This is a genomic window from Mucilaginibacter sp. (assembly GCF_965201005.1).
Taxonomy (GTDB): Bacteria; Bacteroidota; Bacteroidia; order Sphingobacteriales; family Sphingobacteriaceae; genus Mucilaginibacter_A.
This window is the reverse complement of the sequence record NZ_OZ241747.1, coordinates 2,330,979-2,343,739: the sequence shown is the minus strand read 5'-3', so window position 1 is coordinate 2,343,739 and position 12,761 is coordinate 2,330,979. Positions and strand designations below refer to the sequence as shown.

14 protein-coding genes are annotated in these 12,761 nt (G+C 42.1%); 8 read left to right on the top strand and 6 right to left on the bottom strand.

The window, feature by feature from the left end:
* Positions 1–39 precede the first annotated feature (39 nt).
* Genes ACOFKR_RS10890 through ACOFKR_RS10870 form a run of 5 tightly spaced genes read left to right on the top strand, consistent with a single transcriptional unit; the run spans position 40 to position 5,167 of the window.
* Complete coding sequence (locus ACOFKR_RS10890) at positions 40–1,353, top strand: UDP-glucose dehydrogenase family protein (RefSeq protein ID WP_419800826.1); 1,314 nt, start codon at positions 40–42, stop codon at positions 1,351–1,353.
* The gene (locus ACOFKR_RS10885) at positions 1,353–2,336 is read left to right on the top strand and encodes a UDP-glucuronic acid decarboxylase family protein (RefSeq protein ID WP_419800825.1); all 984 of its coding nucleotides are present in this window, start codon (positions 1,353–1,355) and stop codon (positions 2,334–2,336) included. Before ACOFKR_RS10890 ends, ACOFKR_RS10885 begins: the two co-directional genes overlap by 1 nt.
* Before the next feature lie 2 nt (positions 2,337–2,338).
* A complete protein-coding gene (gene galE / locus ACOFKR_RS10880; RefSeq protein WP_419800824.1) occupies positions 2,339–3,364 on the top strand; it encodes a UDP-glucose 4-epimerase GalE in 1,026 nt (341 codons plus the stop codon).
* Between the two features lie 4 nt (positions 3,365–3,368).
* On the top strand, positions 3,369–4,424 hold the full coding sequence (gene rfbB, locus ACOFKR_RS10875; RefSeq protein ID WP_419800823.1) for a dTDP-glucose 4,6-dehydratase: 1,056 nt from the start codon (positions 3,369–3,371) through the stop codon (positions 4,422–4,424).
* Positions 4,425–4,426: 2 nt separating this feature from the next.
* A complete protein-coding gene (locus ACOFKR_RS10870; protein WP_419800822.1) occupies positions 4,427–5,167 on the top strand; it encodes a tyrosine-protein phosphatase in 741 nt (246 codons plus the stop codon).
* 58 nt (positions 5,168–5,225) lie between these two features.
* Here ACOFKR_RS10870 and ACOFKR_RS10865 read toward each other — a convergent pair whose 3' ends face one another.
* A complete protein-coding gene (locus ACOFKR_RS10865) occupies positions 5,226–5,579 on the bottom strand; it encodes a HesB/IscA family protein (protein ID WP_419800821.1) in 354 nt (117 codons plus the stop codon).
* A 94-nt stretch (positions 5,580–5,673) separates the two neighbouring features.
* Between ACOFKR_RS10865 and ACOFKR_RS10860 the strand changes: the two genes are divergently transcribed.
* Both ACOFKR_RS10860 and dnaA read left to right on the top strand, forming a co-directional pair.
* A complete protein-coding gene (locus tag ACOFKR_RS10860; protein WP_419800820.1) occupies positions 5,674–6,201 on the top strand; it encodes a hypothetical protein in 528 nt (175 codons plus the stop codon).
* Positions 6,202–6,597: 396 nt separating this feature from the next.
* Positions 6,598–8,022, top strand: a complete 1,425-nt coding sequence (dnaA, locus tag ACOFKR_RS10855; protein ID WP_419800819.1) for a chromosomal replication initiator protein DnaA — start codon at positions 6,598–6,600, stop codon at positions 8,020–8,022.
* A 71-nt stretch (positions 8,023–8,093) separates the two neighbouring features.
* On the opposite strand, the gene ACOFKR_RS10850 is transcribed toward dnaA, so the two are convergent.
* The 5 genes from ACOFKR_RS10850 to ACOFKR_RS10830 form a co-directional block, all read right to left on the bottom strand.
* On the bottom strand, positions 8,094–8,648 hold the full coding sequence (locus ACOFKR_RS10850) for an NUDIX hydrolase (RefSeq protein WP_419800818.1): 555 nt from the start codon (positions 8,646–8,648) through the stop codon (positions 8,094–8,096).
* Positions 8,641–9,054: a hypothetical protein gene (locus ACOFKR_RS10845; protein WP_419800817.1), complete on the bottom strand. Its 414-nt coding sequence runs from the start codon at positions 9,052–9,054 to the stop codon at positions 8,641–8,643. The genes ACOFKR_RS10850 and ACOFKR_RS10845 overlap by 8 nt, the downstream gene beginning before the upstream one ends.
* Positions 9,055–9,078: 24 nt before the next feature.
* On the bottom strand, positions 9,079–9,870 hold the full coding sequence (locus tag ACOFKR_RS10840) for a TPM domain-containing protein (RefSeq protein WP_419800816.1): 792 nt from the start codon (positions 9,868–9,870) through the stop codon (positions 9,079–9,081).
* Between the two features lie 8 nt (positions 9,871–9,878).
* Complete coding sequence (locus ACOFKR_RS10835; RefSeq protein WP_419800815.1) at positions 9,879–10,313, bottom strand: TPM domain-containing protein; 435 nt, start codon at positions 10,311–10,313, stop codon at positions 9,879–9,881.
* Between the two features lie 183 nt (positions 10,314–10,496).
* Positions 10,497–11,075, bottom strand: a complete 579-nt coding sequence (locus ACOFKR_RS10830) for a LemA family protein (protein ID WP_419800814.1) — start codon at positions 11,073–11,075, stop codon at positions 10,497–10,499.
* 89 nt (positions 11,076–11,164) lie between these two features.
* On the opposite strand from ACOFKR_RS10830, the gene ACOFKR_RS10825 reads away from it, so the two are divergent.
* Positions 11,165–12,712, top strand: a complete 1,548-nt coding sequence (locus ACOFKR_RS10825; protein WP_419800813.1) for an NAD(P)/FAD-dependent oxidoreductase — start codon at positions 11,165–11,167, stop codon at positions 12,710–12,712.
* Positions 12,713–12,761 lie beyond the last annotated feature (49 nt).

The following is a 12,761-nucleotide window of genomic DNA, read 5'->3' as shown; positions in this document are numbered from 1 at the left end:
GTCGAAGGTAAAACTTAATTTTTTAATTAAATTTCAAATATGAAAATTGCTGTTGTTGGTACAGGTTATGTAGGATTGGTAACCGGAACATGCCTGGCAGAAACCGGGAATGATGTGATCTGCGTGGATATTAACGAAGAAAAAGTAAAGGCCATGCAAAATGGTGTATTGCCAATTTACGAACCGGGCTTAGATTTACTTTTTCACCGGAACATTAAACAGGAACGCCTGCATTTTACACAGGACCTGGCCGAAGCTATCAAAGATGCACAGGTGATTTTCCTGGCCTTGCCAACGCCTCCGGGCGGTGATGGTTCTGCGGATTTGAGTTATGTGTTGGGTGCTGCCAAAGATATTGCCAAAATTGTAACCGATTATAAAGTGATCATCACCAAATCTACCGTTCCGGTGGGTACTGCGGATAAAGTGAAGGCTGCTTTTCAGGAACATTCTTCTGTTGAGGTAGCAGTGGTTTCTAATCCGGAGTTTTTACGGGAAGGAGTTGCTGTTGAAGACTTTATGAAACCTGACCGCGTAGTGATCGGTACAATGGACGAGCGAGCCAGGGAAATTCTGGGCGAATTGTACGGCCCTTACGTGCGCCAGGGGAACCCGATTTTGTTTATGGACGAACGGTCATCAGAACTAACCAAATATGCGGCAAATTCTTTCCTCGCCACAAAAATTACTTTTATGAACGAAGTGGCCAACATGTGCGAACTGGTTGGTGCCAATGTAGATATGGTGCGCGCCGGGATTGGTGCCGATGCGCGGATTGGCAAACGCTTTTTGTTTCCGGGCGTAGGTTATGGCGGCAGTTGTTTCCCCAAAGATGTGCAGGCGATGTTTAAATCGGCCAAAGAGTACGGCTACGATTTTAAAATCCTGGATTCGGTTATGGAAGTGAACGAAGCCCAGAAAATTAAGCTGGTAAAAAAAGTATTGGAATATTTTAAAGGCAATGTGGTCGGCAAAAAATTCGCGCTTTGGGGCCTGGCTTTTAAACCCGAAACCGACGATATCCGCGAAGCACCGGCTTTGTATATTATTGATGAACTGGTTAAAGCCGGAGCAGCAATTGTAGCTTATGATCCGGAAGGAATGCCAAACGTACAAAAGTTGCTGGGCGATAAAATTACTTATGCCACAGATCGTTACGCTGCTTTGGAAGGTGCTGATGCGCTGCTGATCGTTACGGAATGGTCTGTTTTCAGAACGCCGGATTTCAGTTATGTAAAAGAGAAGCTTAAGAATAATGTTATTTTTGACGGCCGTAACTTATACGATCTGGACAAAATGAGCAAATCAGGATTTTATTACAGCAGTATCGGCAGAAAAACCATCGAACAATAATGGAAAACAGAAAACGCATTTTGATAACCGGTGCAGCCGGTTTTTTGGGTTCGCATTTGTGCGACAGATATATTAAAGAAGATTTCCATGTGATTGCGATGGACAACCTGATTACAGGCGATTTGCGCAATATCGAACATCTTTTTCCTTTAGAAAACTTTGAGTTTTATAACCACGATGTATCTAAATATGTGCATGTTTCCGGCAAACTGGATTACATTTTGCACTTTGCATCGCCTGCAAGCCCGATTGATTATTTGAAAATCCCGATCCAGACTTTAAAAGTTGGTTCATTGGGCACCCATAATTTATTGGGTTTGGCAAAAGATAAAAAAGCCAGGATTTTAGTTGCCTCAACTTCAGAGGTTTATGGCGACCCAAGCGTAAACCCTCAGCCTGAAGAATACTGGGGAAATGTAAACCCGGTTGGCCCGCGCGGTGTATATGATGAGGCCAAGCGTTTCCAGGAAGCAATTACGATGGCTTATCATACTTTCCATCAGGTAGAAACCCGTATTATCCGGATTTTTAATACTTACGGACCGAGGATGCGATTGAACGATGGTCGGGTTTTGCCTGCATTTATCGGCCAGGCTTTAAGAGGCGAGGAGCTAACGGTTTTTGGTGATGGCTCGCAAACACGTTCTTTTTGTTATGTAGATGATTTGATCGAAGGCATCCATCGTTTGTTGATGAGCGATTACACGCAGCCAATGAACATCGGCAACCCGGATGAGATTACCATCCGGCAGTTTGTGGAAGAAATTATCAAACTTACCGGAACCGATCAGGAACTGGTAAGCAAACCGCTGCCAACAGATGACCCAAAGCAACGCCGACCAGACATTACCAAAGCAAAGGCCATTCTGGGCTGGGAACCGAAAGTTTCCCGTGCGGAAGGTTTAAAAATTACTTATGAATACTTTAAATCTTTGCCGGATATTGAAATTCAGCATAAAGATTTCGCTTATTATAACAAATAATCATGGCAAAAATTTTGGTTACCGGTGGCTTGGGCTTTATCGGTTCGCACACGGTTGTAGAATTGATTAATGCCGGTTATGAACCGGTTATTGTGGATAATCTTTCCAACTCTAATCCAAAAATCCTGGATCAGTTGGGAAAGATAATTGGCCGTAAACCCGCTTTTTATAAACTGGACCTTTGCAGTCAAGCTGATATTACAGAATTGCATGACAAGGAGCCCGAACTGGCTGGTATCATTCATTTTGCTGCCTCAAAAGCAGTAGGCGAATCAGTAAAGGAACCGTTAAAATATTATCAGAACAATTTTTTTTCGCTGATAAACCTGCTGGAAGCTTACAAAGGTAAAAAGCTGAATTTTGTATTTTCTTCAAGCTGTACCGTTTATGGCCAGCCGGACGAACTGCCGGTTACCGAAAAAGCACCGATAAAAACAGCAACCTCGCCATACGGCAATACCAAGCAGGTTTCAGAAGAAATTTTGCGGGACGTGGTTGCTTCCGGCAGTTCTAACAAAATTATTTCTTTGCGTTATTTTAATCCCGTTGGTGCGCATTCTTCTGCTTTGATTGGCGAATTACCGATCGGTGTACCACAAAACCTGGTTCCTTTTATTACTCAAACCGCAATTGGTAAAAGGCAAAAACTGACTGTTTTTGGTGACGATTACAACACGCCCGATGGCAGCAACGTGCGCGATTATATTCATGTGGTAGATTTGGCAAAAGCACATGTGGCAGCCCTAAAATATATGGAATCGGGTGTTGATTTTGGAGGGTATGATGTGTTTAATATCGGCACCGGCAGGGGAAGTTCAGTGCTGGAAGTGATCCACGCATTTGAAAAAACCACCGGTGTAAAGCTGAATTATGAAATTGGACCGCGCCGCGGCGGTGATGTGGAACAGGTTTGGGGCGATGTAACCAAAGCCGCCGGACAACTTCATTGGAAAACCGAACTGGATGTTGATGCCATGATGCTTACAGCGTGGAACTGGGAAAAATATATCAAAGACAATCCTTTATAACTTAATGGAAAAGAAAATAATTATTACCGGAGGCGCAGGTTTCATCGGTTCGCATGTGGTACGCCGTTTTGTAAAAAACTATCCGCAGTATCAAATCATTAACTTGGACAAACTTACTTATGCCGGAAACCTGGAGAATTTACTGGATATTAAAAACGAGCCCAACTACCGTTTTGTAAAAGGCGATATTGTGGATGCTTCTTTTATCCATGATTTTTTTGTGAAAGAACAGCCGGATGCCGTAATCCATCTGGCGGCAGAATCTCATGTGGACCGTTCAATCACTAATCCGATTGAGTTTGTGATGACGAATGTGATCGGCACGGCAAACCTGCTTAATGCAGCGCGCGAAACTTGGAAAGACAGATATGACAAGACCCGTTTTTATCATGTTTCTACGGATGAAGTTTACGGAACTTTAGGTGAAGATGGCATGTTTACCGAAGAAACTGCTTACGATCCGCATTCGCCATATTCTGCTTCCAAAGCCGGATCTGATCATCTGGTCCGCGCTTATCAGGATACTTACGGCATGGACACCGTGATTTCCAACTGTTCTAACAACTATGGTTCCAATCATTTTCCCGAAAAATTAATCCCGTTAACCATCCATAATATCCAGGAGAAAAAGCCAATCCCGGTTTACGGCAAAGGTGAAAATATCCGCGATTGGCTTTGGGTGGAAGATCATGCCCGCGCTATCGATGTGATTTTTCACAATGCTGCATCCGGCAAAACCTATAACATCGGCGGCCATAACGAGTGGAAAAACATCGACCTGGTTAATCTGCTGTGTAAAATTATGGATGAAAAATTAGGCAGAAAGCCAGGAGAATCTGCAGAACTGATTACTTATGTAAAAGACCGCGCCGGGCACGATTTGCGTTACGCCATTGATGCAACCAAACTAAAAAATGAGTTGGGATGGACACCAAGCGTTACTTTTGAGCAGGGCTTGGAAAAAACTGTTGACTGGTATTTGGCCAACCAGCAATGGCTCAACAACATCACTTCTGGCAACTACCAGCAATATTATCTGGATCAGTACGAAAACCGCTAACAATGTTTGGGCTTTTTAGCAGGAAAAAAGTTGAACAGGTTAGGCGTTTTGATTTAAGCACGCTTGGGGTAGATATGCACTCGCACGTTTTGCCGGGTATTGATGATGGTGCGCAAAACGTGGAAGAATCGGTTGTGTTAGTCAGGGCGATGATGGATTTGGGCATCAAAAAAATTATCGCCACGCCACATATTATGGTTGATTATTACCGCAATACACCGGAAACTATCAGCAATGCGCATTCCACCCTGAAAAATGAGCTGCAAAAACAGCATCTCGAAATAGAACTTTTTGCCTCAGCAGAACATTTGCTGGATGAAGGCTTTGAAGTTTTGTTAGACACTGGCAGGGTGATGCCAATGAAAGATAATTACTTATTGTTTGAAATGTCTTTTATTGATGCGCATCCTAACCTGGTTCCGCTGGTGCAAAAAATGAAAGACAAAGGGTACAAACCTATTTTGGCACATCCGGAGCGCTATCCTTATTTTACCCTTGATAACTGTGAGAACTTAAAAAGCTGGGGTTGTGATCTGCAGATGAACACGATTTCGTTGACCGGTTATTACGGCGGCAAAACAAAGGAAATGGCCGAAGCGATGATCGATCATAACTTAGTGGATTTTATTTCAAGCGATATGCACCACGTTCGGCACGCTGCTGCCCTGGAGCGGGCACTCCAAACAACTTACTTGGAAAAACTGCTTTTTGATTATCCTTTAAAAAATGCGTTGCTGCTATAAAACAAAAAATGCGTTGAACAATAAAATCCAGCGCATTTTTTAGGTGATAAAAGAAGCATTATACAGAAAACGAAGTGCCGCAACCGCAAGTGCTGGCCGCATTCGGGTTGTTAAAAGTAAAACCTCGGGCGTTTAAACCGTCCTGAAAATCAATTTGCATTCCCGCCAGATACATGCCATGTGCTTTGTGCATAAATGTTCTTACACCATCAATCAAATATTCCTGATCGCCGTCTTTTTTCTGATCAAAACCTAAAATATAATTCATCCCGGAGCAGCCACCGCCTTCAACACCAACCCGTAAACCAAAATCCGGACTTATTTCCTGCTGATCGATCAATTTGTTTAACTCTGCAACTGCGCCCGGTGTAAATGAAACTGGTGCTGCAACGGCTTCTATAATTGTGCTCATATCCTCAAAATTTTATTTGATAACAAATATAACCGAAATTGCACAATTTAATTATTCACCCAAAGTTTATGACCATTTACTAACATTCAATTTTATGCTGAACAACTACATTTTTGATATTATCAGATTAACCGTTTCGGGATTGTTGGTAGTGCTGGCCGCTTTTTATATCGGTCGCCCGTATTTGGACCGTTTTGAAAAAAAGCAGCTGATCGGCCTGAAACAAACTTTTACCAAAGAAACTTTGCCGCTGCGTTTGCAGGCTTACGAAAGGCTTTTTTTACTGATCGATCGCATAAACCCATCTAATATCCTGGTGCGTTTGAACAATCCCGGGTTTTCTGCCGGGGAACTGCATTATCTGTTGATTGCCGAAATCAGGAATGAGTTTCAGCACAACATTACACAGCAATTATATGTAAGCGACACTGCCTGGCAAATCACCAAAAGGGTAAAAAACGATACTTTAATGCTGATGAATAGTGCCATAAAAGCCTTGCCCGAGGATGCTACAGGACTGGAGTTTTGCAGGCTTGTTTTAGAGCAGATAAACCAAATGGAAACCAATCCGTACGAGGCTGCCGCCATCCTGATCCGTGATGAGGCAGAACAGCTTTTCTGAATTTATACCGGTAAAAACAGCATTGTGGATAACTACTTATAAAAACCAGGTTATCCGCATCAAATATCTCCTGATTTTTAATATTGAAACATGTTGTTGACATTTTCTTAATACATAAACAATTGATATTGAGATAAAAACATTTATCAGCATAAATCCATGTTAAATTTGTGTAAACTGCTTCGTTATAAAAAAAGCAATCAAAACAAAGCGTTTTTATTAGGTTTTTTTGCACACCTTGTAGTGAATTTCTTATCTGCTTGCATTTGAGCGGCTTACAAAAAATCGTCAATTATAGTTTTTTTCCACATCTTTTTTTTGAATCTTCGATCTCTGAAACGGCCGAATAAGAAACCTTATCAATCGTTTGGAAACGCACTTTTGAAGAAAAACAACATGGAAAAAATTGGTACACACATTTGGAACAACTGTCTTAACATTATTAAAGACAATATTCCTGTCCAGAGTTTTAAAACCTGGTTTGAACCTATCAAAGCCATCAGGCAGGAAGGAAGTGTGCTGACCATCCAGGTGCCAAGTTTGTTTTTTTATGAGTGGCTGGAAGAACATTACGTAGGTTTGCTGCGTAAAACAATTAAAAACCAGTTGGGCGAGGAAGGAAGGCTGGAGTACAATATTGTAATGGAGCAATCTTCCGCGAAACCATACACCACAAACATGCCATCAAACGGAAACGGGAGCGAAGGTAAAAATCAATCTATGCCAATACCGGTTTCTATCAACAAGGATATCAAAAACCCGTTTGTGATCCCGGGATTGCGCAAATTACAGGTTGACCCGCAATTAAATCAAAACTATACTTTTGAGACTTTTATAGAAGGCGACTGCAACCGTTTGGCGCGTTCTGCCGGCTTTGCTGTTGCTGCAAAACCCGGCGGCACCTCATTTAACCCGCTGATGATTTATGGCGGCGTTGGGTTAGGTAAAACGCATTTATCGCAGGCCATCGGCAATGAGATCAAGCAATCTTTTCCGGAGAAGCTGGTATTATATGTCTCCTGCGAGAAGTTTACCACGCAGTTTGTAGAATCTTTAAAAAACAACAATATCAATGATTTTGTAAATTTTTATCAGGCGATGGACGTGCTGATTGTGGACGATGTGCACAACTTTGCCGGCCGGGACAAAACACAGGATATTTTCTTCCATATTTTTAACCACTTGCATCAATCAGGTAAACAGATTATCCTGACTTCGGATAAATCCCCAAAAGACCTTTCCGGCCTGGAAGAACGTTTGCTGTCACGTTTTAAATGGGGACTTTCTGCCGATCTGCAAATCCCGGATATGGAAACCCGGATGGCAATCTTGAAAAAGAAAATTTATCAGGACGGGATCGAGTTGCCGCAGGAAGTGATTGAATATGTTGCCCACAACATTGACAACAATGTGCGCGAACTGGAAGGTGCGATGGTTTCTTTGCTGGCCCAATCTACCTTAAACAAAAAAGAAATTGATCTGGCTTTAGCACGCCAGATGCTTAAAAACTTCATCAAAAACTCAAATAAAGAGATTTCGATGGAATCTATCCAAAAACTGGTTTGTGATTATTTTGAAGTTCCGGTCGAGATGGTAAAATCATCAACCCGGAAACGCGAAATTGTTCAGGCACGCCAGATTTCCATGTACCTTTCTAAAGCGCATACCAAAAGTTCGCTGAAAACAATTGGCCAGTTTTTTGGCGGCAGAGATCACTCTACCGTAATTTATGCCTGCCAAACTGTTGAGGACTTAATTGATACTGATAAAAAGTTTAAAACTTATGTTGCTGATATTCAGAAGAAACTGAAGATGAATTAAGCCAAAAGTTTACTCGTAAAAAAAAGTCCTGGTTTTTTCATCAGGACTTTTTTTATGCTGTAAAAGAAGCATTACAATTGCACTTCGCCTAGTTTGACCAAAGCATAAAACAGTGCGCTAATGTGCAAAGCCTGCCCAAATTTGCCTTCGGCCAACAATTGCTTTACTTCTTTTATCGATACTTTTTCAACAATAATTTCTTCGTGCGCGTCCAGCTTTTGGCCTTGTACCAGTTTTCCGCCGCGCGCCAAAAATCCATGGCAGCGGTTATTTCCGGTTGAAGGATTGGGATACATGGTAGAAATTTGCTCAATATCATCAAACTGATAGCCGGTCTCTTCCAGCAGTTCGCGCCTGATGGCCGTTTTCGGATCTTCGCCTTTGTCAATCACGCCGCCCGGAATTTCCAGCAAAACCACATCGGCAGCGTGCCGGTATTGCTTCACCAATAAAATTTCGTTGTCTTCTGTAATCGCTACGGCATTTGCCCAATCTGCATATTCTAACACGTAATAATCATCTACAATTGTTCCGTTTGGCATCCGGCAAGTATCTTTTCGCATCGTTGCCCAGGGTTTTTGAATAATGTATTCGGTAGAAAGCGTTTCCCAAATCAGGTTATCCATGTTGTTCGTTTTGATTTAAAAATTGTATTATATTTTGCTTTCGGCTTAAATTTTCAAAGGATTGGGTGTGATGTTCCTGCTCCAATAGTTGATAAATGAGCAAAATGTGATCGAGTAAATGAAATGTTTTAGGGTTCGGTTGAAACGGAGAAACGCTTTCCAGTAAAAACTGACTTAATAAATCCAATTTTTGCGGTAGATATTTTCGGTCTGCCAAAAGCTTTTTAAACTGTTTTTCATCCAACAGCAGTAAATCGTCTGCCTTCAGATCAAAATCGTTCAACAAACTTTTGTTGATCAAATCATCCGCTTCCTGTAGGTTGGATGCTTCTTTTAGCCCCATAATTTTGGCCAAAGCCTTGGCAATTTTTTCTATTTCGGCTTGTATAAAATCTCTTCGTATCATAATTTTAGGTTGATAAAAGAAGCATCACCAGCTTCCGCTTGAACCACCGCCGCCAAAACTGCCGCCACCAAAACCGCCAAAACCACCTCCGCCGCCAGAACTCCCTCCGCCAAAACCGCCGCCCCAGCCACTGCCGCCGCCACTGTTTCTGCCTAAAGCGTTCCCGGCCAATAACCACCAGAACGGACTGGAGCCTCCGCGACTGCCGATGACCTGGTTTCCGCCACCACCACCGCCTCTGCGGATCAAAATAATCACCACAATTACAATAATAATGATGACGAACACAGAACCGCCGCCGCCATTGTTTTCTTGCCGGGCTTTAGGATCAGCCTTGTATTCGCCTTTCATGTATTTAATCAGCGAAGTAGTGCCTGCATCTATCCCGGCATAATAATTTCCTTGTTTAAAGTTGGGCTTCAGGTCGTTTTCAATAATTTCGTGCGTGGTGATATCCGGCACGGCACCTTCTGCACCATAACCGGTTTGGATAGAAACTTTGCGGTCGCCAATGGCAACCAGCATTAAAATACCGTTGTTTTTTCCTTTTTGGCCGATGCCCCATTTGCGGCCTAATTGCGTGGCGTACTCATTAATATCATAATCGCCAACAGATTTTAAAATTACAACCGCAATTTGGGTTGAAGTAGAATCGTTGAAGGCAACCAGCTTATTTTCAAGGCTTTGCTTCTGACCGGCAGTGAGCGTGTTAGTATAATCGGTAACCAGCGTGTTGGATTTTTGAGGGAAATCCTGGGCAAATAAAAATACGCAACTGCTTAAAAGCAGCCAGGTAAGTAAAAGTTTTTTTAACATGTTTTTAGTTATTTACCGTCCATAAAAGCAATGTCGTCCGGCAGTTCGTTTCGGTCGGTGTCCAAACTCGGGAAATATTTTTGCAATTGTTCGCCAGCCATTTTTACCCCAACAGAAATCCCTTCAGTCAAATTGCCATATTTAAAATGGCCGAGCATCGTTTCTTTGGTGGCAGCCCAAAAATTTTCCGGCACAACTTTATGAATTCCGGAATCACCGATAATGGCAAATTTACGGTCAACAGTAGAAAGATAAATTAAAACGCCGTTGCGCAGTCTGGTTTTATGCATGTTCAATTGCTTAAAATACGTTACGGCGCGGTCCAGCACATCTTCGCTGCAGGTTTTTTCTACACAAATCCGAATCTCGCCAGAAGTGTTTTTTTCTGCGGATTCTATTGCTTTCCTGATCTGCTGCTGCTCTTGTTCTGTAAATAGTGCCATTATTTTTAAGGATTACACAGATTATTTAAATTGATTATACAGACTTTTAAAGATACTTACACGAATTTTTAAATAAAATATACTTCTTTTATCAACAATTTTTCAGTATCTAAAAAACATCGATAAAAGAAGCATGGCAAAAATCTGTGAAATCATTAAAAAATCTGTGAAAGCACCAAATTTTTAAAACGAAACTTTTGGTGCTTTGTCGGCTCCGGCTTCGGCAGCAAAATATCCTTTTTCAGAAAAGCCGAACATTTTCGCGGTCAGATTGGCCGGAAAAGAACGCACCGTGCTGTTATAATCCTGTACGGCAGTATTAAAATCCAGACGGGAAACATTGATCCGGTTTTCTGTTCCTTCCAGTTGTGTTTGTAAACTTTGGAAGTTGGCGTTAGCTTTTAAATCCGGATAAGCTTCGGAAACTGCCAATAATTTGCCCAAAGCAGAACCTAATTGCCCTTGCGCGGCCTGAAATTGCTGAATAGATTCGGGCGTTAATTTAGACGGATCAACCTGAATGGAAGTTGCTTTTGCACGGGCCTCAATTACAGCGGTCAATGTACTTTTTTCAAAATTGGCGGCTCCTTTTACCGTATTTACCAAATTCGGGATCAAATCCGAACGGCGCTGATACTGGCTTTGCACGGCTCCCCAGGCGGCTTTTACATTTTCATCTTTTTTTACCATGCTATTGTAACTGCATGAACTTAATGACATGGCCGTAAAAAGGCACAAAATTCCAAAAACGATTTTTTTCATGGTCAAAGGTTTTGATTTTTATTGATATATGTGTATAGATTGCAATTTACATACCTTTGTTACAATTCGGGATAAAAACCTGACAAATTATGATCAGTGAAATAGAAATTACTTGTCTTCCTGAAGAGCGGGAGGACGAAAAAGTACTGATAAAAACAGCATCGCTAAAATTAAAAATCAATTTAAACCGAATTTTTGCGCTTCAAATCCTGAAAAGATCGATCGATGCGCGTGGAAAACAGGTTTTATATCGAATGCAAATTAAGGTTTATGTTGATGAAAACCCTCCGCAGGAAACTTTTGACGTAAACTATCAAAATGTCAGTCAGAAAAAACCGGTTTTGATTGTCGGTGCCGGTCCGGCCGGATTGTTTGCTGCTTTACGTTGTATCGGATTAGGAATGAAACCGGTTCTTTTAGAGCGGGGCAAAAACGTGAAAGACCGCCGCCGCGATCTGGCAATTTTGAATAAAGAAGGAATTGTAAATCCCGAATCCAATTATTGTTTTGGCGAAGGTGGTGCCGGAACGTATTCTGATGGCAAATTATACACGCGTTCTACCAAGCGCGGCGATATAAATTCTGTTTTGCAAACTTTTGTTGCACACGGCGCTTCAGCTGATATTTTGGTGGATGCGCGGCCACATATCGGCACCAACAAATTGCCGCAGATTATTACCGCTATCCGCGAAACTATCCAGAATGCTGGCGGGGAAATCCACTTCAACACAAAAGTAACGGAGCTGCTGGTTTCGTTTGATAAAATTTATGGCATAAAAACAGCATCAGGCGAAACATTTAAAAGCGATGCCGTGATTTTGGCAACCGGCCATTCTGCTCAGGATATGTATCGATTGTTGCACCGGCAAAATATTTTAGTAGAAGCCAAACCGTTTGCCTTAGGAGTGCGGATTGAACATCCGCAGGAAATTATTGATCAATCTCAATATCATTGCGCCGTTCGGGGCGAATTTTTGCCGCCTTCTTACTATAGTTTGGTAGAGCAGGTTGACGGGCGCGGCGTTTTCTCGTTCTGTATGTGTCCAGGCGGAATTATCGCGCCTTGCGCCACAAAACCCGGCGAAATTGTGGTAAATGGCTGGAGCCCGTCCAAACGAAATAATCCTTTTGCCAATTCTGGTACGGTTGTGCAAATTAATCTGGAAGATGTGCCGGGCGATGAAAAAGATCCATTTCGATTATTAAATTTCCAGCAGCAAATAGAACAAGCCGCTTTTACTGCCGGTGGCGGAAATCAGATTGCACCCGCCCAGCGGATGATTGATTTTATAGAAGGCAGGCTCTCTGCGGATTTACCAATAAATTCTTATGTTCCGGGCACAAAAAGTACGATGCTAAAAGAAGTATTGCCCGACAAGGTTTTTTACCGGCTAAAAGAAGCATTGCCGCAATTTGGCAAAAAAATGAAAGGTTATTACACAAATGAAGCGATTTTGGTTGGTGTTGAATCGCGGACGTCTTCGCCGGTTAAAATTCCACGGGATAAAATTTCCTATCAGCATCCGCAAATCTCGGGTTTATTTCCCTGCGGGGAAGGTGCAGGCTATGCAGGTGGCATTATTTCTGCCGCAATCGATGGCATTAATTGTGCAGAAGCTGCGTTAAATGTTTTATAATTTTACTTAAAGTATTTTTATCTTGTTTAAATTTCATTTACAAAAAAGC

Excerpts from the sequence above, each read along its gene's own strand:
- ACOFKR_RS10890 (WP_419800826.1), top strand. The coding sequence starts at position 40 with ATGAAAATTGCTGTTGTTGGTACAGGTTATGTAGGATTGGTAACCGGA.
- ACOFKR_RS10885 (WP_419800825.1), top strand. The coding sequence starts at position 1,353 with ATGGAAAACAGAAAACGCATTTTGATAACCGGTGCAGCCGGTTTTTTG.
- galE (WP_419800824.1), top strand. The coding sequence starts at position 2,339 with ATGGCAAAAATTTTGGTTACCGGTGGCTTGGGCTTTATCGGTTCGCAC.
- rfbB (WP_419800823.1), top strand. The coding sequence starts at position 3,369 with ATGGAAAAGAAAATAATTATTACCGGAGGCGCAGGTTTCATCGGTTCG.
- ACOFKR_RS10870 (WP_419800822.1), top strand. The coding sequence starts at position 4,427 with ATGTTTGGGCTTTTTAGCAGGAAAAAAGTTGAACAGGTTAGGCGTTTT.
- ACOFKR_RS10865 (WP_419800821.1), bottom strand. The coding sequence starts at position 5,579 with ATGAGCACAATTATAGAAGCCGTTGCAGCACCAGTTTCATTTACACCG.
- ACOFKR_RS10860 (WP_419800820.1), top strand. The coding sequence starts at position 5,674 with ATGCTGAACAACTACATTTTTGATATTATCAGATTAACCGTTTCGGGA.
- dnaA (WP_419800819.1), top strand. The coding sequence starts at position 6,598 with ATGGAAAAAATTGGTACACACATTTGGAACAACTGTCTTAACATTATT.
- ACOFKR_RS10850 (WP_419800818.1), bottom strand. The coding sequence starts at position 8,648 with ATGGATAACCTGATTTGGGAAACGCTTTCTACCGAATACATTATTCAA.
- ACOFKR_RS10845 (WP_419800817.1), bottom strand. The coding sequence starts at position 9,054 with ATGATACGAAGAGATTTTATACAAGCCGAAATAGAAAAAATTGCCAAG.
- ACOFKR_RS10840 (WP_419800816.1), bottom strand. The coding sequence starts at position 9,870 with ATGTTAAAAAAACTTTTACTTACCTGGCTGCTTTTAAGCAGTTGCGTA.
- ACOFKR_RS10835 (WP_419800815.1), bottom strand. The coding sequence starts at position 10,313 with ATGGCACTATTTACAGAACAAGAGCAGCAGCAGATCAGGAAAGCAATA.
- ACOFKR_RS10830 (WP_419800814.1), bottom strand. The coding sequence starts at position 11,075 with ATGAAAAAAATCGTTTTTGGAATTTTGTGCCTTTTTACGGCCATGTCA.
- ACOFKR_RS10825 (WP_419800813.1), top strand. The coding sequence starts at position 11,165 with ATGATCAGTGAAATAGAAATTACTTGTCTTCCTGAAGAGCGGGAGGAC.